Source organism: Desulforhopalus sp. IMCC35007, assembly GCF_005116575.1.
GTDB lineage: Bacteria > Desulfobacterota > Desulfobulbia > Desulfobulbales > Desulfocapsaceae > Desulforhopalus_A.
The window spans coordinates 1-22,154 of the sequence record NZ_SWCN01000014.1 but is presented as its reverse complement, the minus strand read 5'-3'; the positions used below and the strand labels follow the sequence as shown (position 1 = coordinate 22,154).

The following is a 22,154-nucleotide window of genomic DNA, read 5'->3' as shown; positions in this document are numbered from 1 at the left end:
TGTCAACCATCCAACAATCGGTCTGTATAATGGCCATTTTAAATTAGATGTTCAAACATTCTAACCATTAAATACACTTCCTCTTTCTCTGGGAAAAGTCTACCATATAGATGATTATGAATTTAGATGGTTATGAATTTGGATTTTTTCTAGCAGATCTATACTGATGAGAAGACCCGGTTCTGGTAAAAAGCGTTTTTTCCTACAAAACCAGTGTGATATAGGGGCATGAGATTTCACTGTAAAGAGATGCCCGTTGAGTAAATAGCTTTTTGAGCAGGGCAAGGTGTGGCCGACCACACCTTGCCCTGCTGTTTTACGATAAACGGAACTGACGTTTACTAGCTTCTGAGGTGTAACGTTTTAATACTTTTCAATCTGCTCTTTTATGTGAGGATCAGAGAGATCAATATGTAGCTGATACTCCCCTGCATCTTTGCCGCGGCTGACGGTAAAGCCAAGTTTTTTTCCGAGCGCCAGCATGTGGGTGTTTTCCTGGAGCACGATCCCGTGAATAGTTTTAAAATTGCGTTTTAAGGCAATCAACAGAACTTTTTGCAATAGAGAAGCACCAATTCCCTGGCCCTGCCAGGCATCGCCAATGAGAACTGCAAACTCACCTTCTTCACCGTCCGGGTCACCGATAATCCTGGCAACACCAAGTATCCTGTCCACCGTAGAATCTTCATCAATTGCTACAAGAGCAATCTCACGGTCGTAATCAATCTGGGTGAAGCGACAGAGCATTTCAGGAGAAAGGGCCTTTAAGGCACCAAAGAATCTGAAGTAGATGGTCGTGGGTGAGAGTACCTTGAAAAGATTGAGGAAAAGAGAGGTGTCTTCCGGGCGTACCGGTCTGATAAAAAGATGTATGTGGCTGTTGCATTCGAGATGATATTCGTTTTCACGGGGGTAGGGACTGATAACCAGATGGGCGGGTGAGCTGGACGGATGTGGTGACACCATGACTCTGGCATCAACGACCGTCGGTAAGCCCTTGCTGATGAGGACCGGATTCATGTCGAGTTCGCTGATTTGCGGGTAGTCGATCAGAAGTTGGGAGAGGCTGACGATCATCTCTTCAAGCATAGTTAAATCTGCGGCTTGCCGGTTTCTGTAGCCTTTAAGCAGGGTGAATGCTTTGGTCTGTTGCATGAGACGCCGAGCAAGCAGGCGGTTCATCGGTGGCAACCCAAGGGCTTTATCCTGTATGATTTCTGTAAAAATTCCACCAAGACCAAAGAGGATGATAGGGCCAAAATCGTTGTCACGCTTTGCCCCGAGAAGGATTTCATAATCCGGTTTTGTCTGGTAGGGTTGGATAGTTACCCCTTCAATGTTGGCATCCTTGTTATAGGCCCTGGCAGAGGTCATGATCGTCTTAAAGGCCAGGCTGACCTCGGCCTCTGACCGTAGGTCAAGATGGACACCGTTTGCTTCGGTTTTGTGGGTGATGTCGGTGGAGAGGAGTTTGAGCACCACGGGGTAGCCAATCTCGTTACTCATCTGGACGGCGTCTTCTTCGTTTTTTGCCGTCTCTGTTCTGATAACGGGGAGGCCGTAGGCGGACAGGAGTGCGCGAACTGCAACGTCGGCGAGCATGCCCTCAGCGGGCTGTTCATCCATGATACTTGCACCTTTTAATCTGTTGATCGCTGATTTTCCGCCTATTTCAGGGACAACTTCAAAAAGAAGTTCCTGGTTTCTGGCAAAGGTGACCAGGCGAAAATATGCTCTGATCGCCCGCTCCGGAGTCGTGAAGGTAGGGATTTCTGATCGGTTTAAGTATTCGAGGGCTTCCTGAATACTTTTCCCTCCCATAAAACAGGCAAAAATGGGAACAGCTGTGCTTTTTTTCAGTTTCAGAATCGTGTTGGCGACGGCCATTGGTGTAGCAATAGCCTGAGGGGCAAACACCACGAGAACTCCGTCAAACTCCCTGGACTGCAAAAGAGCATGCATAGCATTATGGAACCTCTCCGTTGTTGCATCTCCGAGAAGGTCTATGGGATTGTTATGACTCCAGCAGCGGGGGAGATAGCTATCGAGCTGTTTGATGAGATCTGTACTCAGAGGTGTTGGTTCGTGGCCGAGCTGGGTGACGCAGTCGGCAGCCATCACACCGGGACCGCCGCCGTTGGTTATGATGGCGAGCCTGGATCCTTTTGGGCGGGGCTGTTTGGCCATGAATTCTGCACAGTCAAACAGTTCCTCTATGGTGTCAACACGCACCACACCCGCTCTTTTAAAGGCCGCGTCATAGACGGCGTCTTCACCTGCCATAGCACCGGTGTGGGAGGCTGCAGCCCTGGCCCCGGCCTGTCCTCGTCCGGCCTTGAGGACAATGATAGGTTTTACCCGCGACACCGCCCGGGCAGCGCTCATAAACTTTCTGAAGTTGGTTAAACTTTCTATGTATAGCAGGATGCTTTTAACGTACGGATTGTTGCCGAGATAGTCGACGATATCACCGAAATCCACATCAATCATGGAGCCTATACTGATAAAATGGCTAAAGCCTATTCCTTCGAGGTCTGCATGATCGAGTATTGCGGAACAGATGGCGCCGCTTTGAGAGACAAAGGCCATGTTTCCATCAAGTGGCATCCCTGACACAAATGTGGCATTGAGGTGTACTTTAGGTACGATGGTCCCCAGACAATTTGGGCCTATGATCCTGAATTTTGAAGGCTTTGCAATTTCTATCAGTTGTTTTTCAATTTCAAAACCCCGTTCACCAACCTCTTTACCACCAGCGGAAATTATGATTGCTCCCCCGATTTTTTTATCAATACAGTCCTGGACAATCTGAGGAACAGTGGGGATAGGAGTGGCAATGACTGCCAGGTCTATCTCTGTGTTGATATCCAGGACAGATTTGTAACAGGAATGGCCATGTATCTTTTTATATTTTGGGTTTACTGGGTAGATCCCACCGGTAAAGCCACCTTCTGTGATGTTTTTCATCAGTGCGGAGCCGATTGATCCTTCTTTTTCTGTAGCTCCGATAACCGTTATGTTGCGTGGTTGCATTATGAGATTGAGTTTATGCTGTCCCATGGTGCTTCTCCTCTATATAAAGTCACTTTTGTGTCAGGTGCGATGTTCACAAGAACAGTGCGGACTGTGCCATCAGACGAGGCTGTGGTAAGGTCTGATTTCTGTATGTCCAGTTTTTGCAAAATGATCTGATTTTGTTGGTTATATCGGTGGAATCTCCTTTCTTGTTCTGGAGGACCAGGTCGTAGAGAGATTCGTCGTATGGAGCTTTTTGAAAAAGAAACTGTGTCCATCGATGGGCTTTCTTGTCGTATCTTTTTATACAGATTGCGGCTTCCTCTTCACTCAAACCCTCAAATTTTATTCCGCGCTGCTGACGACCTGCAAAGGTGTCGGTGATTAATATTTTTACAATCTTGCCGTTATGTGCAGTGAGCAAGGATGTGTGTAAGCCGTAGTGAAGGCTGTTTCGGTTTCTTTTTTTTTGCAGGTATTGCAGGTAGTGTTGAAGAAGCTTGGCGTAGTTCTCTTTTTCTATATGAGCAATGGAATTTTTTTTCAGCCTGCCAAAGAGGATACCATCAAGGTCTTTTACAGGGATATCGTAATATTTTTTCATGTCTGCTAAAATCATGGCATCGGTGTAAACCTTAAGATTCAATGCAGTTGATAATTCTCCAACAATTCCGGCTGCACCGGTAAACAAACAGGGAAATATCGCAATTGAAAGCATAATGCCCTCCTGATTGGTCTGTAATACATCTTCTGATCTACTCTTAGATATGAGAACTCTCGCAGAATACATGCCATTGTGACGGGGATCTTCGCTCTTTTTTGGAAGAGGCGGGGGGAGAGATCCTAACTCTTTAAAAACAGAACTGAAAAAGTATCCTATAACCAAAGTTGTACACAATCCTCTGGTCCATGATTACCTGAAGTGTCTGTAATGAGGTATAGATTATGTCAGTTTTATTTACAGAGTGTTAAGGATTTGGACGCTGGGGGAGAAGTATTGCATAAAGATTCCACCATAGCTTTATCTCATTGGAAACAGGTCGAAAAGGGGACCATGAGAGGATTTTAATAGTTTTCTTTAAAATATAACTAGACGACCGGTCTAGTAATAATTACTGTGCCTCCCATGAAGAAAGATACCAAAGAAACACGTCAACATATTTTAGACACCGGCTACAGGCTCATCGTCAATCGAGGATTCTCAAGCGTTGGTCTGACGGAGATACTCCAATCGGCTGGGGTGCCAAAGGGTTCTTTTTACCACTATTTTAAGTCGAAAGAACAGTTTGGTGAAGAGATAATTGCATGTTATTTCAAAGACTATCTTGTGGGAATTGAGAAGATGTTCACGCAGGGAGGAGCCTCAGCCTACAGTCGTCTCATGGCCTATTGGCAACGATGGCTTGAAACGCAATCCACTTTTTGTATCGATCAGAAGTGCCTGGTTGTCAAATTAAGTGCTGAGGTTGCTGATTTGTCTGAGCCTATGCGTATAGCCTTGATGAACGGTTCTTCTCAGGTGGTGGGACAAATAGCGTCGTGCATTGAAGCAGGCATTGCGGATGGTTCTATCGCCAGGATGGATGCAGGCAGAACAGCCGAGTTACTCTACAACATGTGGTTAGGTGCAACCCTGCGGAGCAAGTTGCAGCGTAATGACGAAAGTCTGCAGCATGCGTTGCAGGCAACACAGTCGATATTAACCAGCCATATAACAATCTAAATTGTATCTTTGAATAATTATTTGATATTAATTATAAAAAATGAATTAGACGACTGGTCTACTTAACAAGAAGCGTCAAGTGAGACTGATCAACTGTGAACCTCTATGGTTGAATTAAAACAATAAACTTCAGGTGAATGAACTATGGAACAGAAGAAAAATATAAATCGTCGTATTGTCCTTGCTTCCCGTCCCAAGGGAGCACCGGTGCAGGATAATTTCCGCATAGAAGAATGTGCGATTCCGTCGCTGAAAGAAGGAGAACTACTGTTGCGGAGTATCTATCTCTCTTTGGACCCTTATATGCGTGGTCGGATGAGTGATGCTCCATCTTACGCCCCTCCTGTGGCAATTGATGAGGTAATGGTGGGAGGGACAGTCTGTCAGGTTGAGGCGTCACGCAACCCAGACTATACCGAAGGAGAATGGGTTTTGGCTTATACCGGCTGGCAGCTTTATGCCGTATCTGATGGAACTGGCCTGACGAAGCTGGGGACAAATCCTGCAAAGCCTTCCTTTGCCCTGGGGATTTTAGGGATGCCCGGTTTTACCGCCTATATGGGGTTGCTGGATATAGGCAAACCCAAAGGCGGAGACACCCTGGTAGTTGCTGCTGCCACTGGGCCGGTTGGGGCAACCGTAGGTCAGATTGGGAAATTGAAAGGTTGCCGCGTGGTTGGAGTTGCAGGGGGAAGTGAAAAGTGTAGCTATGCCAAAGAAACCCTTGGCTTTGATGAGTGTCTTGATCACCGGGACCCAGATTTTGCAGACAAGCTTAAAGTGGCTTGCCCAGACGGTATTGACATCTATTTTGAGAACGTTGGCGGCAAGGTTTTTGATACTGTGCTGCCGCTCCTTAATGTAGGGGCCAGAATTCCTGTCTGCGGTCTTGTTTCCAGGTATAATGCGACAAAGCTGCCCGATGGCCCAGACCGTTTGTCGGTTTTGATGGGTACTATCCTCGTTAAACGCATCAAGGTGCAGGGTTTTATTATTTTCGACGATTATGGACATCGCTACGATGAGTTTGCAAAAGATATGAGCCAAATGCTTGCCAGCGGAAATATCCACTACCGGGAACAGATTGTTGACGGGTTGGAGAATGCACCCGAATCGTTTATGGGCCTTTTGGAAGGCAAAAACTTTGGTAAACTTGTCATCAAGGTAAACAACGAACTATAAAAAATATAAGGAAAATATGAAAATATTAATGGTACTTACATCACACAACAAACTTGGAGATACAGGCCTTCCAACCGGTTTCTGGTTAGAAGAATTTGTGGCTCCCTACTACGTTTTTAAAGATAAATCTTTTGAGATCGATCTCGTCTCCCCCAAAGGAGGGCAACCTCCGCTCGATCCCAAGAGTGATGAGCCCGATTTTCAGACGGCGGCAACAGAGCGTTTTCGAAAAGACAAGCAGGCTCAGCAGGCGCTTGCCAACACTTTGTGTTTAGATTCGGTTACAGAAGACGACTATGATGCCATTTTTTACCCTGGTGGGCATGGTCCACTCTGGGATCTCGCAGAAGATAAGAGCTCTATAGCTCTTATTGAGAGTTTTTTCCAAAAAGGCAAACCCCTAGGCCTTGTCTGTCACGCCCCGGGAGTTCTTAAAAATGCTAAAAATGCAGAAAAAGAACCTTTGGTTCAGGGGAAAAGAGTAACCGGGTTCAGTAACGCGGAAGAAGAAGCCGTTCAACTGACAAAAGTTGTACCATTTCTCCTCGAAGATATGCTCAAAAAAAATGGGGCAGTCTATAACAAAGGCGCGGATTGGGGAAGCCATGTTGAGCGCGACGGCAATCTGATAACAGGGCAAAACCCAGCCTCATCTGAAGCTGCGGCGCTGGCGGTCGTTGATCTTCTTGGTTAATGTGAAGAGCGTCTTTGGCAAGAGCAATGTAGCAGTACGCGCCCTGGTTTTTCATTATAAAAATATCGTAAAAACAACAATCTGAGGAGTTTAAGTTTATGTTCGACTTTAATTTTGCAAATCCCACCCAAATACTCTTTGGCAAAAAGAAAATTGCTGAAATCAAAGACAGAATCCCCGTCGACAGTCGGGTGCTTATAACCTACGGCGGCGGGAGTGTGAAGAAAAATGGCACCCTAGATGAGGTTCTCGCGGCTCTTAGTGGTCATACTGTATTTGAGTTCAGTGGCATAGAACCCAATCCATCGTTTGAAACACTGATGAAAGCCGTGGATGTGGTGCATACAAATTCCATTGATTTTCTACTGGCAGTAGGTGGCGGTTCAGTCATTGACGGAACGAAGTTTATTGCAGCAGCCGCGGTATTTGAAGGAGATCCCTGGGACATTTTGGTAAAACACGGAGCGGGAATTAAGAAAGCCTTGCCCTTTGGTTCGGTATTGACTTTGCCCGCAACCGGGTCAGAGATGAATAGTGGTGGTGTTGTAACCCGTAAGTCACTGCAGGCAAAACTCGCTTTTATGAGCCCTTTGGTCTTCCCACTTTTCTCAGTATTGGACCCTGAAAAAACATATACCCTCCCAGCAAAACAGATCAGCAATGGTGTCGTTGATGCCTTTGTCCATGTCGTTGAGCAGTATCTCACCTATCCTGTGAATGGAAAAGTACAGGATCGATTTGCTGAAGGGCTGTTATTGACCTTGATTGAAGAAGGTCCAAAAGCCCTTGAAAATCCAAAAGATTATGAAGTGCGATCCAATTTGATGTGGGTGGCAACCCTGGCTTTAAATGGATTGATCGGGGCGGGGGTTCCGCACGACTGGGCCACCCATATGATAGGCCATGAAATAACGGCGGTTCATGGACTTGATCATGCCCAGACCCTTGCAGTGGTCCTTCCTAATCTGTTGTTTGTCTGCCAGGAGAACAAAAAAGACAAATTACTTCAATATGCTGAGCGTGTCTGGGGAATTACTGAAGGAGACAGCGAGCAGCGAATTACAGAGGCCATCGAAAAAACCCGCGATTTCTTTGAGCTGATGCAGGTGAAGACACGTTTGTCGGATTATGGCCTGGGCAAAGACAGCATCCCGAAGCTTGTTGAGCAACTGCAGGCACATGGTATGAAGGCTTTAGGAGAACGACAAGATATTACGTTGGAAGTGAGCAGGGAAATTCTGGAGCGTAGCCTGTAAATCAGAAGTTTTACAGCAGCTTCGTGGAGGTATTACAATGGGGTTGCTGTAAAATGTATTGAAGATGATAGAAAATACGCTCAGCTTAACTGATTAACGATCGATTATTTAAAGGGAACATAAATGGCTGATTTATTTGAAGCAACAGTACTCAATGGGATGCAACTCAAAAACCGTTTTGTCAGGTCAGCGACCTACGAGGCGATGGCGGACCTTGACGGAACAGTACAGGAACCGCTGCTGAAATGTATGGAAAACTTAAGTCGTGGTGAGGTCGGACTTATCATTAGCGGCCATACCCATGTGGCAAGACGGGGGCAGGCGGGCCCCAGGCAGATGGGTATCTATGATGATACAATGATTGCTGGCTTGAAGAAGCTCACCTCAATTGTTCATGATAATGGCGGGTTGATTGCGGCACAGTTGGCCCATGCTGGGCTAAAAGGCATAGGAAGTGATGAGAATGCAGCTTTCGGTCCTTCAGAGGTAACTGAAGAAGGTGTGATAAAATCGACTGCAATGTCAACAGAAGATATTAAGACAACGACCAGAGCTTTTGGAGATGCCGCCGACAGAGCTGTTAGAGCAGGCTTTGATGCCATTCAGATCCATGCCGCCCACGGCTATTTGTTGAGTCAATTTCTTTCTCCATATTATAACAAAAGAACAGATAGTTACGGAGGAAATCTTGAGAACAGGTCAAGGTTTCTTCTTGAGGTCTATAGAGAAATACGGCAGAGGGTCGGGAACGCATATCCCGTAATGGTAAAGATAAATTCTGAGGATTTTCTCGAAGGGGGCTTGACGATAGCAGAAATGGTCAAGGTCGCCCGTATACTTGAGACAGAAGGAATGGACGCCATTGAAATGAGTGGTGGAACCTTTGAGTCGGGTAGACGGATTCCCTCAAGAGTTGGCACCTCAAAGTCTGAGGAAAGAGAAGTCTATTACCGGGAAGCAGCAGAATATTTTAAAGAAGAAATAAAGATTCCCCTTATTCTCGTTGGAGGTTTCTTGTCCTATGACGTAGCAAAAGAGGCGGTAGCTTCGGGCCTTACTGATTATGTTGCTCTTTCACGTTCGCTGATACGGGAACCGAATCTTATCCGCAGATGGGCTGGAGGAGACAGGGCAAAAGCTACATGTATTTCCTGTAATAAATGTTTTTCAACATTGTCTACAAAAGAAGCTTTACATTGCGTGGTTGAAAAAAAGAATCAGGAGTAAAGGGTGTGGAGTGTTTGTAGAAAGCCAAGGAGCAAACGGATCAGTAGTTCTGAATCTTCTGAACTACTGTTATATAAAAAAACTTATCTGATGACCTGAATCTGTATCTTCGTATCCCAGAAATAATGAGTATTTAGCAGGTGAAATGCTATTTTGTATTGAGCATGCAGGCATGCTTTCTCGCCTCATATAACCTGTTTCGTCTTATCTCCTGGAAAAATAGGAAACACAGAAATTCTTGTATTTCTTCAAGAATTTTTCAAATACTAACTGTCGGATTATCGGGCTGATTTTTGTTTGACAAACTATAGCACCAGTGCCAAAACAGGCTGGAGACAAAACCAGTAGGTATTTTGACACTGTTTATTGGATATTGGAAAAAGCACATACTCCTTTATCCGAGCTGCTCTCTGAAAAAGGAGATGGTTCTTTCCCAGGCCAGTTTTGCCTGGGCTTCGTCGTAGCGTGGCGTGGAGTTGTTATGAAAACCGTGACGTGTGCCTTCATAGGTGAACATGACGAAGGTTTTTTGATGTTGTTCCAGAGCTTTCTTGTATTCTTCACGGGATGCATTGACCCGAGGATCATCGGCGGCATAATGTATAAGCAGTGGTGCCTGGATTGTTCCCACGTCTGCGGTCGCCGGCGCTATCCCGTAAAACGGTACACCAGCATTAAGGTCTGCCCCCATGGTGACTGCGAGTTTATTGACAGCTCCACCGCCAAAACAAAAACCGGTTGCCCCCAGTTTTCCTGTGGATAACGGATGGTTTTTTAAAAAGGTGGCGCTGTTTTGCAGATCGGTGAAAAGTTTTGCAGGGTCGAGTGACTTTTGCATGACCTTGCCATCATCGTCATTGCCTGGGTAGCCTCCGATCGGTGAGAGGCCGTCCGGGGCAAGAGCCAGAAACCCTTCAACGGCAACACGTCTTGCCACATCTTCAATGTAAGGATTTAATCCTCTGTTCTCATGAATGACAAGTACTGCTGGAAAAGGACCATTTCCTGCTGGCTTAACCAGGTAACCTCTCATTTTTCCTGAAGTGCCGCCAGGGGAGTCGTAGTCAACGTACTGTGGTTTTATCCTTTCATCTGTGAAGGACACCATCTGTGCTTTAGCGTACTTTGGCAACAGGGCTTCTGCCATAGTAAGAGCAGAGCCACCTGCGATAACAAGGGCTGAGGCTGAATTGAGAAATTCGCGCCGACTCATCTGGGTGTGGCAATATTCATCGTATAAGTCGTAAACCTTAGAATCAATAAAATCTTCTTTCATGATCTGTCTCCGCTCATTGTTAGTTGTGTGTTTGGCTGATACACTGAACCTATCCGCTGGTTAGCCTATCTCATAATATAAATGTTTTCCTGAAATATCCATAAAATTGCCAGGCAAATTGTTTTGATGCTGAAGTGAATGTCAGAGCGTTTGCCGTAAAGTGACTGGCTGATGGGAGTTTGAACAGTTATTTGCCGTAAATATGGCCGGCGAAAGCATGCCGCACCAATAGTGTTACAGGTGGTGAAACATGGCAGGAGAGACGGGGCCGCAGGTAGCGACCCCTATTGTTTTCAGGTTTGAGTCCATCTATGAAGCGTGGTTGGTGAGATATTCGGCAACACCTTCCGCTGTAGGTTTCATGGCTTCTTCACCCTTATTCCAGTTGGCAGGACAGACTTCTCCATGCTGCTCTGTGAATTGCAGGGCATGAAGAATTCGCAAGGCCTCGTTGACATTGCGACCAAGTGGTAAATCGTTGACTACCTGGTGGCGCACTATCCCTTCACGGTCAATCAGAAATAATCCCCTCAGGGCTATACCGGCATCGAGTAAGACCTCGTATGATTTTGAGATCGATTTATCAAGATCGGCGACTAGGGGATATTGGATGTTGCCAATACCGCCTTCCTGGACTTTGGTGTTTTTCCAGGCAAGGTGAGAAAAAGCGGAATCAATTGAAATTCCGATAAGTTGACAGTTGTTGTCGCTGAATTCCTTTACGGCTTTGTTAAATGCCAGGATTTCAGATGGACAGACAAAGGTAAAATTGAGAGGATAGAAGAAGAGCAGCACATATTGCCCTTTAAAGTCAGAAAGGCTGAAATCATCTTTAAACGTGTTATCGGGTAAAACAGCAGTCGCTGTAAAATCCGGGGCTGGTCGGGTAACAAGAAGGCTCATGATGGTGTACCGTATATAGTTAAGATTTATTGATAGTGTTAGGAGATCCTAACTTTGGGGACGTAAAAAAAGCTACCTTGACTGAAATCAGAACGGTAGCTTTTGGGTTACTACTTAATCGACTTTCCAGAAAGATTCCTGCTCAGCACCACAAAGTGGACAAACCCAATCTTCAGGTAGATCTTTCCACGCAGTACCTGGTGCAACTCCGTTATCTTCGTCACCAGCTGCTGGGTCATAAATGTAACCACAAGGACATTCCCATTTTTCCATTGCATTTCTCCTAAAGTTTTTATTGATAATAATTCCTATTTGTTGGCATTATAGCAAGAACGCAGAGAGAGTCAATAACAAAATCATCAGTTGTTTACAATGCCTTAAGTTTCTGTGCTTCTTTTAATAATTTCTTTACAGGGGATAAGAGCAGTGGCAGTTGCCGAGACGATATTGCCAGCTACACCTGGGCCATCACCTGCCATAAATAATCCTTTTACTCGGGTTTCAAGGTGAGAATTGGTTGAAACCTGAGTTGCGAAAAATTTTATTTCGGGGGCATAGAGTAACGTTTCATCGTTTGCCACACCGGGAACGACCTGATTGAGTTGCTCGAGACCGTCTATGAGGTTGGTTAAAATTCGTTCTGGCAGTGCCATGGCAATATCACCGCAGGTGACATCTTTTAAAGTGGGTTCGATATAGCTGTTTTTTACTCTATTCCAGGTAGACCTGCGGCCCCGCTTCAGATCACCATATCGTTGGAGGATAGGTTTGCCTCCTCCGATAAGTGTTGCAAGCTTACCAATCGATTCCCCGTAATTCTGGTTATCTTCAACGGGATCGGTCAGTACTACTTTGGATAAAAAGGCAAAGTTGCTGTTTTCTGATTTCTTATCCATCAGGGCATGACCGTTGACGCAGACAAAGTTCTGATAATTTTCGAGTGCAACGTAGCCGCCGAAATTTGTACAGAATGTCCTGGTCTGATCGTCATATTTTGTTGTGCGAATAAAAAAGGTTGGATCGTAAATAACCGAGCAGAGATCCTGCATAATCTCATTGTGCACCTCTACCCGAACCCCGACCTCAATACCTCGCTGAGAAACCTCAATGCCATGGTCTCTGGCAATTTTAGCAACCCAATCCGCACCGACACGGCCCGGGGCCAGGATGACATTAGGCGCTTTATAATCGCCTTTATTGGTGCGAACTCCAACAACCGATGATTGTTCAACAAGGAGTTCTTTTACTTCCTCCGAGGTGTGAAATGTCACTCCTTTGTCGGCAACATAGGATGCCATGGCGGAAATGTGATGGGGAAGGTTGTCGCTGCCGAGATGTTTCTGTTTAATAACAAGAAGGTCAATACCCTGTTTGCGGGCTTCTTTTCGAATGATGTTTGCCTGATCAATATCTGTGGGGAAAACTTTTCCGTCCATATTGAAATGATTGAATATGGCTTCCGTCTCGTCAATAAGGGCCATAGCCTCAGTGACAGGCATGAATTGGGTAAGGTCAGTTTTGCCTAGTTTGTGAATGAAGTTTAGTTTGCCGTCGGAAAACAGCCCCGCCCCGCCAATACCACACAAAATATTACATGGTTTGCAGTGGATACAGCCTTTATCCTTAATTGGACATTTTCTCTGCAGGGAGCCTTTGCCCTTCTCAATGACCAGGACTTTGAGATCGCTATGCTCAGCAAGGTAATAGGCTGCGAAAAGACCGGCTGGACCTCCGCCAACGATAATGACATCATAATTTTTTTGGGGGTGTTGAGCTGATGTTGGTTTCAAAATAAATGTGCCTCCTGGAGCTATGGAATAATTATACCCGACAATAAAACAGACTAAACGTGCCCCCTTAGAACCGTCAAGAGTTATATTGATAACGGAGATGGAAAAAGAAAATAAGATGCTCGGCAAGGAATCTTAAAAATGAAATTCTCCTAGTAGAGAAAGAGATCTGTGCCAATCTCCAGGTTTTTCGTCAGAACAGACAGAGAATCTGGAGAGGTTACACAATATTGCTGAAGTAGAAGGGCTTTCCCGGCACCGATGCCGCTCGGTTGGTGAGGTGCCGGGGAGCGCGAGGTTTAATCGTCAATGGCGTCCATTGTTGGCTCGTCATCTGCGGACTTTGGAGCCTTTGGAGCAGGGATACGGGGAGGTGGCGGTGCAATGGGTGTCTCAGCTGGTTCCATTCCATACGCCATACGTACCTTGTTCTCAATATCAAGGCACATTTCCGGTTGATCCATCAGAAAACGCTTGGCGTTTTCCCGTCCCTGGCCGATTCTTTCCTCCATGTAAGAGTACCACGAGCCACTTTTTTCAACTATTTCAAGATCAACTGCCAGATCAAGCATGTCGCCGAGCTTGGAAATACCCTCACCGTAGATGATATCAAATTCAGCTAACTTAAATGGAGGAGCAACTTTGTTTTTAACGACTTTCACCCGGGTTCGGTTACCGGTAAGTTCCTGGCCGTCTTTTAACTGGGCTATACGTCTGATATCAAGTCGCAGAGATGAATAAAATTTAAGTGCATTACCACCGGTTGTGGTCTCAGGGTTGCCGAACATCACCCCAATCTTCATCCGAATCTGGTTGATGAAGATCAGAACAGTGTTACTGCGATTCAGAACGCCGGTAAATTTTCTCATGGCCTGAGACATCAACCGTGCCTGAAGGCCCACATGGGAATCACCGACATTACCATCGATCTCTGCACGGGGAACAAGTGCTGCAACCGAATCGATAACGATAACATCGATCCCCCCTGAGCGGATGAGGATTTCTGCAATTTCTAGAGCCTGCTCACCATAGTCGGGTTGGGAAACAAGAAGCTCGTCAATGTTGACTCCCAGTCGCTCAGCGTAAGCGGTATCCAGCGCATGTTCTGCGTCAATGAAAGCGGCTGCACCACCAAGTCTTTGCGCTTCGGCAACTACATGAAGCGCAAGGGTCGTTTTTCCTGAAGACTCCGGGCCATAAATCTCGGTTACTCTGCCTTTGGGAAAACCACCAACTCCAAGAGCTATATCGAGGCTGAGAGCACCGGTTGAAATGACAGGAATTTTTTCTAATTCCTGGCTTCCAAGTTTCATGATGGAGCCTTTGCCAAACTGTCTCTGGATCTGGCTGATTGCGTTTTCTACACTACTTCCTTTATCTTTTTTAGCTGGTGAAGCCATATTTTTCTCCGATGTAAATTATAGTAATTCGTCTGAGGTGCTGATACTATCTACCATATATTTTTCAATAAATAAAAGTGTTTAAAATAAGACTGATAACATTTCCCATATGTTCTCCACGCAGGGAATTTAGCGGCTGAGCAGGTATTTACGGATGAGATCAAGGCTGCTCTGGGCGGTGATTTCCCGAATCTGTTTTCTGTTGCCTGCAAAAAGAAACTTGGTGACCCAGTTTTCTTCGGTTGTTGCAATGGCGATGTATACTGTGCCAACGGGCTTTTCATCACTGCCACCGGAAGGACCTGCAATGCCGGTTACCGAGAGCCCTATGTCCGACTTACTCCGCACTCTCACCCCAACAGCCATGGCTTCAGCAACTTCTCGGCTGACTGCACCATGTTTATTGAGAAGGTCATTAGAAACGCCGAGATATTCACTTTTTAAAAAGTTTGAATAGGAGACCACGCCTCCCAGAAGATACTCTGAGCTCCCCGGAGTGTCGGTAATTTTACTACAGATCAGGCCGCCGGTACAGGATTCCGCAATGGACAGGGTCAGAGACTGGCCTATAAGTAAATTTCCCACAACCTTTTCCATACTGTCCCTGTTTATACCGTAAATCGAATCTCCCAGTACGGTGGTGATCGCCTTGCAGGAGGATTTAAATAATCTTTTGGCATTATTGTCTTTTTTATCCCGCACTGTGAGGCTGAGGTGTACTTCAGGAAACACGGGGTAATAGCCGATGTGTACGTCCGGGCTGAGATCAAGGCTGGTGATATGCCTGTTGACCTCAGATTCCGGCAGATTGAAAATGCGGAAGATACGATGATATGTTGTCAGGCGATGGTCTTCGTGCCAGGTAGAAAGTTTGGGCAGGACATCTTCTATGAGAAGATGTCGCATCTGGCTTGGCACACCAGGGAGGAAAAAGATTGGTTTGTTGTCGTGGATGAGCTGGTACCCGGCCATACGGGACTGTGGGTTCAAGGCTTCAGCACCAGAGGGGAGCCAGGCAAGTTTTTCCAGAGGACTGACAGGGTTTGCTGTGATCTCGTCGAGGTGGGTGCGGATGTTGGCAAGTATCTCAAGGTTTGGCATGGTTGGCCTGTTCAGCGCCTTGGAGACGGCTTCGTTGGTCAGATCGTCGTCGGTGGTTCCCAGTCCTCCGGTGACAAGAACTGCGTCGGCCCTCGACAGAGCCTGTTTCAGCGCCTCGCCAATAAGAATAGGGCTGTCGCCAATGGTGTTCATGGCATAGATGTCATAGCCAGCCTCATAAAGATGTCTGGCTGCAAAACTGCTGGTGGTGTTGAGGATTCGACCTGATGTCAGTTCGTCCCCTATGGCGATTATCTCAACTTTCATTGGAGCCTGTGTATTCTCCTAGAACGTAATTGTTAATAAGTGCCTTGAGCTGTACCTGCACCCGCTGATTTATGAGTGTCTTATCTCCTGGAAACCTGACTGCTATATAATTATCGCTGAATCCCTTCAGAAGTCCGGATTCATCGCGGACATTTTCAACCAGAACGGTGACAGTTTTTCCAAGCTGCTCTGTGTAAAAAGAGTTCTTTTTATAATTGCTGAGTTCTCTGAGTTTAGCAACCCTTTGTTCTTTTATACTCTTATCTACCTGGTCTGGAAATGTGGCTGCACGGGTTCCAGGGCGGATAGAATAGGGAAAGACGTGAAGGTAGGTAAATTGCAAAGTATCTAAAAATGTCAGGGCCTCCTCGAACTGCTCGTCCGTTTCTCCAGGAAAGCCGGCGAGAATGTCTACTCCAATTGCCATATCGGGAAGATATCGGTAGCATTTTTCCACAATCTCTCTAAACGTTGCCGTGTGGTAGCGGCGGTTCATCCGCTTGAGAATTTCATCATGACCACTTTGCAGGGGAATATGAAGATGGTGCTGAATATTTGTACGTGAGGCCATAAGCTGGAGAAGCTCGTCTGTTATTTCAAGTGGTTCCAGGCTGCTGATACGGTAATGGACCTGCGGGGTTGCAAGGGAAAGCTGGTCGATGAGCGTCACTAGGGTATTGTCGCCATCAAGGTCTTTGCCGTAGTAGCCGATATGTATGCCTGTGAGGACAATTTCTTTATGTCCTTCCCGGGCGAAAACTTTTGCCTGTTCCAGGGCCTTTTCAGGATGAAGTGACCTGTTTGGACCACGGGTATAAGGAACAATGCAGTAGGAACAGAAGCTTTCACAGCCATCCTGGATTCTCAGATAGGCTCTGCTGCGATCACCAAATTTTCGCACCGGCAGGTCACAGATTTCAGATGCCTTCTTGATGGAACCGAGGATGAGTTTTGTTGTAGCCTCATAATCGCCCAGAGCAGAGTGCACGAGAAGATCCTTTTTAGAGTTACCTATCAGGGTGTAATCGCGGCCACGCAACTCTTTATCCTTTGCCAGTTTATCTGCGGCAATTTCAGCGTAACAGCCGGTAACGATGATTTTGGCTTCGGGGTTTTGCCGCGCCATTTTACGAATGGTTTGTCTTGACTGAGCACTGGCACTTCCGGTAACCGTACAGCTGTTAATGACAACGATGTCGGCAGGTTCGTTTTTGCCAACAATTTCTAGGCCGGCATCTTCAAAGCCTGCTTTAAACGCGGCAGATTCGTACTGATTCACCTTACATCCGAGGGTGGTGATAAAGACTTTTTTCATGAAATACGTGACCTACATTATGATGCCAGAGCCTAGCAGCTCTGTATTATTATAAACAACTGCAAACTGGCCGGGGGTAATGGCCCGCTGTGGTTCAGAAAAGGTAAAGGTTCCACTATTATTTTCTTTTAATTGCAGGTGCGCGAGGGAGCCCCGGTGGCTATAGCGGATACGTACCGTATACATCTGATTAAGTTCGGGTGGTTGACCGCTCAGCCAGTGCAGGTTTTCTACTTCAATGGTCCTGCGGAACAGTTCATCGTTGGTGCCGACAATCACTGCGTTGTTGCGGGCATCAAGGCCTACGACGTAGAGCGGTTCCGGATGGGAGATTCCAAGTCCTTTACGCTGGCCAATGGTATAGTGAAAAAGCCCGGTATGCTCACCCAACACCTTGCCGTCTGTTGAAACAATCGATCCTTTAGGAGCTGATCCATTGCTTCTGCTTGTTAAAAAGCTACCAATCTGATTTTTTTCAAGGAAGCAGACATCCTGGCTCTCCTGGCCTCTGAAATGAGGGAACCCATGTTCTTCCACAAATTCATAGATGGAGTTCTTTTCTTGGTCTCCCAGAGGGAAAAGAACTGAGCCGAGTTGCTGCTGACTGAGTCGTGCCAGAAAATAGGACTGATCTTTTTTAGGATCTTTGCCGGAGCTGAGATGATACAGCCCTCCTTTTTTAACGATTTGGGCGTAATGGCCGGTGGCCATTTTATCCATGCCGCTTTTGAGTATTGCGTCAAGAAAGAGGCCGAATTTTATCTCTTTGTTGCAGATGACACAAGGATTTGGTGTAAGACCGTTGAAGTAGCTGCCTGAAAAATAGTTGAGGACGGCATTGTCAAATTCCTGGCGGAGGTCAATTATCTGAAGTTCAATCCCCAGTTGTGCCGCTATGGTTTCAACGCGCAGCTTTTGTTCATTAAAGTCAGGCTGGGCCAGTCGCATGAAAAAGCCTTTCACCTTATATTTTTCGCGCAACATCAGAGCGCTGGCTGTGGAATCCACGCCTCCGCTCATGGCAATACCAATTTCCATATTTCTCTGGCCCTGATGGACTCCTGCAGATACTCGGGATTAAAATAGTCTTGAAATCAGGCCTGATCATACATACATATCCGACTACTTTGTCTGATGTATGAGAAAGCCTGAAAAATATTCAGTACCATTGTAGTACATATAGTAAATTTCTAAAGGGTCTTCGTTAAATAAAAACGGAAATCATTTCCTGGTGGACTTTTCCGGTTCCCTCTCACTACGCTGGAAAATGTACCTTAATATATTATCTTCGCTAACTATTTTCGCGTTTTGTCTTTTACGAGTTCAGCATGAATAAAAAGAAAAAAAATATAGCAGCTCCAAACAGCAGCAAAAAAATAAATACCATTTGCTTCCCTGAACTTCTGGCGCCTGCAGGAAATTACGAAAAACTTGTTACTGCGGTGCACTATGGGGCGGATGCGGTTTATCTTGGTGGCAAGGAGTTTAGTTTGAGGGCAAAAGCGGGAAACTTTAGTGCTGATGCTATGCGGCAAGGCGTAGAATATGCACACGAGCATGGTGTTCAGGTTTATGTGACCAGCAATATTTTTGCCCATAACAGGGATTTGGAGGGCCTGCCAGCATACCTGCAGGAACTGGAAAAAATTGGTGCTGATGGGGTTATTATTTCTGATCCGGGTATCTTGAGTATTGCCCGTCGTGTGGTTCCTGGCCTGCCTGTTCATTTATCGACCCAGGCGAATGTGACAAATCACGAGTCCGCCCGTTTCTGGTTGAATCAGGGGGCCTCCAGGCTGAACCTGGCCCGTGAACTTTCACTTGAAGAGATCTGTGAGATCAGGTCAAAAGTAAGCGGCGAGCTTGAAATATTTGTCCATGGAGCGCTCTGTATCTCGTATTCCGGAAGGTGCATGCTCTCTAATTATCTCACCGGCAGAGACGCAAATCAAGGCAGCTGTGCCCATCCCTGCAGGTTCAGCTATTCTCTGGTGGAGGAGAAACGGCCTGGTGAATACTATCCGGTGCAGGAGGACGAAAGAGGCACATATATCTTCAACTCAAAAGATCTCTGCCTTCTGGAGATGCTGCCACAACTTGTTGCCTCTGGCGTGGATTCTTTGAAAATTGAAGGGCGCATGAAATCAATTTTTTATGTAGGGGCCGTCGTGAGGATTTACCGGGCAGCGCTTGATTATTTAAAAGCCCTGCCTGCAGAGGTATGGGAAAAACCGGAAAATATAAAATTTCCAGAAGTTTTCCTCGACGAAATCAGCCGCTCTGGAACCCGTGGCATGACGGAAAATTTCATTATTGATAAGCCTGGGAGTTCTGAGATGATCTACAGTTCTTCAAGGGAAGAGCAGGGATATGAGCCTGTTGCCGTAATACGAGAGCCTGGGCAGACACCATTTGTTGAGATTCGTAATACTGTACGTCCAGGGGAGACAATCGAATATATGCAAAAAGGTATCGATTGCATTGGTGTTACAATAATCCGTTTAGAGGACGAAGAGGGCGGTCTGGTGGAAAAGGCAAATCCTGGAAATAAGCTGTTTTTGCATACTGATCCACCCTTGCAGGGGTGTGAGACAAATGCGATTTTGCGAAGAAAGAAACAGCAGTTGCAGCAGATTGTTGTATAGGCCGAAATAACCAAGATCAGTACCAATAAAGGGCAATCACTTTATGATTCCCGGACATTGGGGATATTGTATTAGTGTTACGTATAGAGGTCAAAAGGATAAAGTCCTTCGCCTACGTTGGCAGTAGCAGGGACAATTATATCAGGATGAAGATGAAATGGTGATTTCCGCTGACCAAAAATGGCAATGACTGAGAGACAATACACTTAAACAGTTGTATTGGTTGTGTCCGATACCGAGAAACAGCTCAAGTGAAACATCTGTTTTCCATAAAAATCATATCGAATTCCTGTCAGGTAAACATATTTTTTTGATAAGCTGACGGTGAGAGAATATTGGTGCAGAGGATGAAATAAACTTTTTTGGACACGAACTGTTAACCATGATATCTTGCACTCGGCTTTGATGCACGAATTCTAATTTATCGTTGTATGCAGTGGGGCAATTAATAATACCAGAAAATGGTCTACAGCTTTATTGTTACAATTCGTTATTATTGAAAAAAATGTCTCTATTCTTTTTAAATGAGGCAGATGTAAATGAAACCTCGAAAAGAAAAAATCACGGAGAAAATGAACAGATGAGAATTGGGATAATTGGTGGTTCCGGTTTAGATAACCCTGAAATAATAAAAGATCCCGTTACAAAAGAAGGAGAAACAAAATATGGGGTGCCTTCGTCGCCGCTGGTAACTGGGAAAATTGCTGGAGTTGAGGTCGTTATTCTCGCAAGACACGGGCAAAGACACCAATTTAGTCCGACACAAGTAAACAACCGGGCAAACATAATTGCGCTTAAAAATGCTGGTGTGACTCATATTATTGCCACAACGGCATGCGGTAGTTTGCGTAGGGAAATAGACAGGGGAGATCTTGTTGTTCTCGATCAGTTTATAGATTTCACCAGGTTTCGTAAAAACACTTTTGCAGAGTCTTTTGAAAATGGAATAGTTCATACTCCTATGGCGAGACCCTTTGATGAAACTTTACGCCAGCTGCTCTATAAAACCGCTGGAAAACTCGGGCTTAAAGTTCATCCGGCTGGTTGTGTTGTTACGATTGAGGGCCCACGATTTTCTACAATTGCCGAATCAAAAATGTTTAGATTATGGGGAGCTGATGTTGTCAATATGTCAACCGCTCCGGAAGCCATGCTGGCAAATGAGGCAGGTATCCCTTATGCAGCCATTGCCATGTCAACGGATTACGATTGTTGGAAAGAAGATGAAGAAACCGTAACATGGGAGGATGTCTTGGAAGTGTTTAATAAAAACGCAAATAATGTAAAACAATTGCTTATCAAGGTGATTGAAAATTACTCAGCCATGGGAAGGATATAAATAATATGGATTTAAAGAGTACTGTAGCAAGCATTGTGGATTGGCCAATTGAAGGGGTGATCTTTAGAGATCTCACAACGCTTATGAAAAATCCAGAGGCGTTACGAGAATCCTGCGATATTTTCTATGAACGATACAAAGATAAGAATATCGATAAAGTTGTAGGCATAGATGCACGTGGCTTTGTTTTTGGCGCGGTTCTGGCCTATAAACTAGGTGTTGGTTTTATCCCTGTCCGGAAGAAAGGAAAACTTCCAGCTGATACAATAGAAGAGTCCTATAGTCTGGAATATGGTTCTGGTACCCTGGAGATGCATAAAGATAGTCTTGATGTCGGCGATAAGGTTGTAATCGTTGATGACCTTATTGCAACGGGTGGTACCGCAGGAGCCACTGTGAATCTTGTGAAAAAACTTGGAGCAGAGATAGTCGAGTGTGCTTTTCTCATTGAATTACCTGATCTCAAAGGAAGAGAGCGGCTGAACGGATGTAAAATGTTTGCCATGATGGAGTTTGACGGCGAATAGGGTTCGGGGCTGGCATTTAGATGCCACCTGAAAAAAAGGTATGCAATGAAGGTCGGCATATACAAACAAAAAATCCCCAATCAACCTTATAGTTGATTGGGAATTGGTGTAAAGATACGTCGATGACCTACTCTTGAGCGCAGCGCTCGTGCACTACCATCGGCGCCAGGTAAGTAAGCGAAGTGAGACTCCGAGAGAGGTAGGTAAAGGAGCGGGGCGAGACTCCGAGAGAGTTAATTGCCGTGCTTGGAATGGGAACGGCTGGACCCTCTTTGCTATGACCGCCGTAAAACTTGTTGTGCCTGAGGTGGGGAAGGGAATATGTACCCATCCTACCTTGCACTGTTTTACGTGTAATCCCAGTCGTTAATAGAATAAAAAAAATCCCCAATCAACAATGTAGTTGATTGGGGATTGGTGTAAAGATACGGCGATGACCTACTCTCCCACACAGTCGCCCGTGCAGTACCATCGGCGCTAAAGAGCTTAACTTC

The 22,154-nt window shown here is 45.7% G+C and carries 18 protein-coding genes; 8 read left to right on the top strand and 10 right to left on the bottom strand.

The features are described from left to right. Window positions 1-363 precede the first annotated feature (363 nt). Together FCL48_RS14940 and FCL48_RS14935 are read right to left on the bottom strand one after the other, a co-directional pair. Window positions 364-3,060 carry a bifunctional acetate--CoA ligase family protein/GNAT family N-acetyltransferase gene (locus tag FCL48_RS14940; RefSeq protein ID WP_136873099.1) on the bottom strand — a complete coding sequence of 899 codons (2,697 nt, stop codon included), beginning with the start codon at window positions 3,058-3,060 and terminating at the stop codon, window positions 364-366. Between the two features lie 46 nt (window positions 3,061-3,106). Next, window positions 3,107-3,733 carry a cytidylate kinase family protein gene (locus FCL48_RS14935; RefSeq protein WP_169309237.1) on the bottom strand — a complete coding sequence of 209 codons (627 nt, stop codon included), beginning with the start codon at window positions 3,731-3,733 and terminating at the stop codon, window positions 3,107-3,109. A 408-nt stretch (window positions 3,734-4,141) separates the two neighbouring features. Between FCL48_RS14935 and FCL48_RS14930 the strand changes: the two genes are divergently transcribed. The 5 genes from FCL48_RS14930 (at window position 4,142) to FCL48_RS14910 (ending at window position 9,097) form a co-directional block, all read left to right on the top strand. Beyond that, window positions 4,142-4,738: a TetR/AcrR family transcriptional regulator gene (locus tag FCL48_RS14930; RefSeq protein WP_136873097.1), complete on the top strand. Its 597-nt coding sequence runs from the start codon at window positions 4,142-4,144 to the stop codon at window positions 4,736-4,738. Window positions 4,739-4,882: 144 nt separating this feature from the next. Beyond that, on the top strand, window positions 4,883-5,920 hold the full coding sequence (locus tag FCL48_RS14925) for an NADP-dependent oxidoreductase (protein ID WP_136873096.1): 1,038 nt from the start codon (window positions 4,883-4,885) through the stop codon (window positions 5,918-5,920). A gap of 16 nt (window positions 5,921-5,936) precedes the next feature. Next, window positions 5,937-6,614 carry a type 1 glutamine amidotransferase domain-containing protein gene (locus FCL48_RS14920; protein ID WP_136873095.1) on the top strand — a complete coding sequence of 226 codons (678 nt, stop codon included), beginning with the start codon at window positions 5,937-5,939 and terminating at the stop codon, window positions 6,612-6,614. Between the two features lie 98 nt (window positions 6,615-6,712). Then, window positions 6,713-7,870: an iron-containing alcohol dehydrogenase gene (locus FCL48_RS14915; RefSeq protein ID WP_136873094.1), complete on the top strand. Its 1,158-nt coding sequence runs from the start codon at window positions 6,713-6,715 to the stop codon at window positions 7,868-7,870. A 123-nt stretch (window positions 7,871-7,993) separates the two neighbouring features. Further along, on the top strand, window positions 7,994-9,097 hold the full coding sequence (locus FCL48_RS14910; protein WP_136873093.1) for an NADH:flavin oxidoreductase: 1,104 nt from the start codon (window positions 7,994-7,996) through the stop codon (window positions 9,095-9,097). A 394-nt stretch (window positions 9,098-9,491) separates the two neighbouring features. On the opposite strand, the gene FCL48_RS14905 is transcribed toward FCL48_RS14910, so the two are convergent. The 8 genes from FCL48_RS14905 to mnmA form a co-directional block, all read right to left on the bottom strand. Further along, complete coding sequence (locus tag FCL48_RS14905; RefSeq protein WP_136873092.1) at window positions 9,492-10,373, bottom strand: dienelactone hydrolase family protein; 882 nt, start codon at window positions 10,371-10,373, stop codon at window positions 9,492-9,494. Between the two features lie 309 nt (window positions 10,374-10,682). Continuing rightward, complete coding sequence (locus tag FCL48_RS14900) at window positions 10,683-11,276, bottom strand: peroxiredoxin (protein WP_136873091.1); 594 nt, start codon at window positions 11,274-11,276, stop codon at window positions 10,683-10,685. A 114-nt stretch (window positions 11,277-11,390) separates the two neighbouring features. Then, window positions 11,391-11,549, bottom strand: a complete 159-nt coding sequence (locus FCL48_RS14895) for a rubredoxin (RefSeq protein ID WP_136873090.1) — start codon at window positions 11,547-11,549, stop codon at window positions 11,391-11,393. 104 nt (window positions 11,550-11,653) lie between these two features. Beyond that, on the bottom strand, window positions 11,654-13,066 hold the full coding sequence (locus FCL48_RS14890; RefSeq protein WP_136873089.1) for an NAD(P)/FAD-dependent oxidoreductase: 1,413 nt from the start codon (window positions 13,064-13,066) through the stop codon (window positions 11,654-11,656). Window positions 13,067-13,365: 299 nt separating this feature from the next. Next, entirely contained in the window at window positions 13,366-14,466 is a 1,101-nt protein-coding gene (gene recA / locus FCL48_RS14885; protein ID WP_136873088.1) for a recombinase RecA, read from the bottom strand. 129 nt (window positions 14,467-14,595) lie between these two features. Then, window positions 14,596-15,834: a CinA family nicotinamide mononucleotide deamidase-related protein gene (locus FCL48_RS14880; RefSeq protein ID WP_136873087.1), complete on the bottom strand. Its 1,239-nt coding sequence runs from the start codon at window positions 15,832-15,834 to the stop codon at window positions 14,596-14,598. After that, window positions 15,824-17,149, bottom strand: a complete 1,326-nt coding sequence (mtaB, locus tag FCL48_RS14875; protein ID WP_136873086.1) for a tRNA (N(6)-L-threonylcarbamoyladenosine(37)-C(2))-methylthiotransferase MtaB — start codon at window positions 17,147-17,149, stop codon at window positions 15,824-15,826. The genes FCL48_RS14880 and mtaB overlap by 11 nt, the downstream gene beginning before the upstream one ends. Window positions 17,150-17,161: 12 nt before the next feature. Further along, window positions 17,162-18,187 carry a tRNA 2-thiouridine(34) synthase MnmA gene (gene mnmA, locus FCL48_RS14870; RefSeq protein WP_136873085.1) on the bottom strand — a complete coding sequence of 342 codons (1,026 nt, stop codon included), beginning with the start codon at window positions 18,185-18,187 and terminating at the stop codon, window positions 17,162-17,164. Window positions 18,188-18,477: 290 nt separating this feature from the next. On the opposite strand from mnmA, the gene FCL48_RS14865 reads away from it, so the two are divergent. The 3 genes from FCL48_RS14865 (at window position 18,478) to FCL48_RS14855 (ending at window position 21,660) form a co-directional block, all read left to right on the top strand. Beyond that, window positions 18,478-19,794: a U32 family peptidase gene (locus FCL48_RS14865; RefSeq protein ID WP_136873084.1), complete on the top strand. Its 1,317-nt coding sequence runs from the start codon at window positions 18,478-18,480 to the stop codon at window positions 19,792-19,794. A gap of 580 nt (window positions 19,795-20,374) precedes the next feature. Next, window positions 20,375-21,133, top strand: a complete 759-nt coding sequence (gene mtnP, locus FCL48_RS14860; RefSeq protein WP_136873255.1) for an S-methyl-5'-thioadenosine phosphorylase — start codon at window positions 20,375-20,377, stop codon at window positions 21,131-21,133. Window positions 21,134-21,138: 5 nt separating this feature from the next. Continuing rightward, window positions 21,139-21,660: an adenine phosphoribosyltransferase gene (locus FCL48_RS14855; protein ID WP_136873083.1), complete on the top strand. Its 522-nt coding sequence runs from the start codon at window positions 21,139-21,141 to the stop codon at window positions 21,658-21,660. The last annotated feature ends 494 nt before the right edge of the window (window positions 21,661-22,154 follow it).

What these genes read in the sequence shown, in the direction of transcription:
- FCL48_RS14940 (WP_136873099.1), bottom strand. Translation starts at nt 3,060, where the DNA reads ATGGGACAGCATAAACTCAATCTCATAATGCAACCACGCAACATAACG.
- FCL48_RS14935 (WP_169309237.1), bottom strand. Translation starts at nt 3,733, where the DNA reads ATGCTTTCAATTGCGATATTTCCCTGTTTGTTTACCGGTGCAGCCGGA.
- FCL48_RS14930 (WP_136873097.1), top strand. Translation starts at nt 4,142, where the DNA reads ATGAAGAAAGATACCAAAGAAACACGTCAACATATTTTAGACACCGGC.
- FCL48_RS14925 (WP_136873096.1), top strand. Translation starts at nt 4,883, where the DNA reads ATGGAACAGAAGAAAAATATAAATCGTCGTATTGTCCTTGCTTCCCGT.
- FCL48_RS14920 (WP_136873095.1), top strand. Translation starts at nt 5,937, where the DNA reads ATGAAAATATTAATGGTACTTACATCACACAACAAACTTGGAGATACA.
- FCL48_RS14915 (WP_136873094.1), top strand. Translation starts at nt 6,713, where the DNA reads ATGTTCGACTTTAATTTTGCAAATCCCACCCAAATACTCTTTGGCAAA.
- FCL48_RS14910 (WP_136873093.1), top strand. Translation starts at nt 7,994, where the DNA reads ATGGCTGATTTATTTGAAGCAACAGTACTCAATGGGATGCAACTCAAA.
- FCL48_RS14905 (WP_136873092.1), bottom strand. Translation starts at nt 10,373, where the DNA reads ATGAAAGAAGATTTTATTGATTCTAAGGTTTACGACTTATACGATGAA.
- FCL48_RS14900 (WP_136873091.1), bottom strand. Translation starts at nt 11,276, where the DNA reads ATGAGCCTTCTTGTTACCCGACCAGCCCCGGATTTTACAGCGACTGCT.
- FCL48_RS14895 (WP_136873090.1), bottom strand. Translation starts at nt 11,549, where the DNA reads ATGGAAAAATGGGAATGTCCTTGTGGTTACATTTATGACCCAGCAGCT.
- recA (WP_136873088.1), bottom strand. Translation starts at nt 14,466, where the DNA reads ATGGCTTCACCAGCTAAAAAAGATAAAGGAAGTAGTGTAGAAAACGCA.
- FCL48_RS14880 (WP_136873087.1), bottom strand. Translation starts at nt 15,834, where the DNA reads ATGAAAGTTGAGATAATCGCCATAGGGGACGAACTGACATCAGGTCGA.
- mtaB (WP_136873086.1), bottom strand. Translation starts at nt 17,149, where the DNA reads ATGAAAAAAGTCTTTATCACCACCCTCGGATGTAAGGTGAATCAGTAC.
- mnmA (WP_136873085.1), bottom strand. Translation starts at nt 18,187, where the DNA reads ATGGAAATTGGTATTGCCATGAGCGGAGGCGTGGATTCCACAGCCAGC.
- FCL48_RS14865 (WP_136873084.1), top strand. Translation starts at nt 18,478, where the DNA reads ATGAATAAAAAGAAAAAAAATATAGCAGCTCCAAACAGCAGCAAAAAA.
- mtnP (WP_136873255.1), top strand. Translation starts at nt 20,375, where the DNA reads ATGAGAATTGGGATAATTGGTGGTTCCGGTTTAGATAACCCTGAAATA.
- FCL48_RS14855 (WP_136873083.1), top strand. Translation starts at nt 21,139, where the DNA reads ATGGATTTAAAGAGTACTGTAGCAAGCATTGTGGATTGGCCAATTGAA.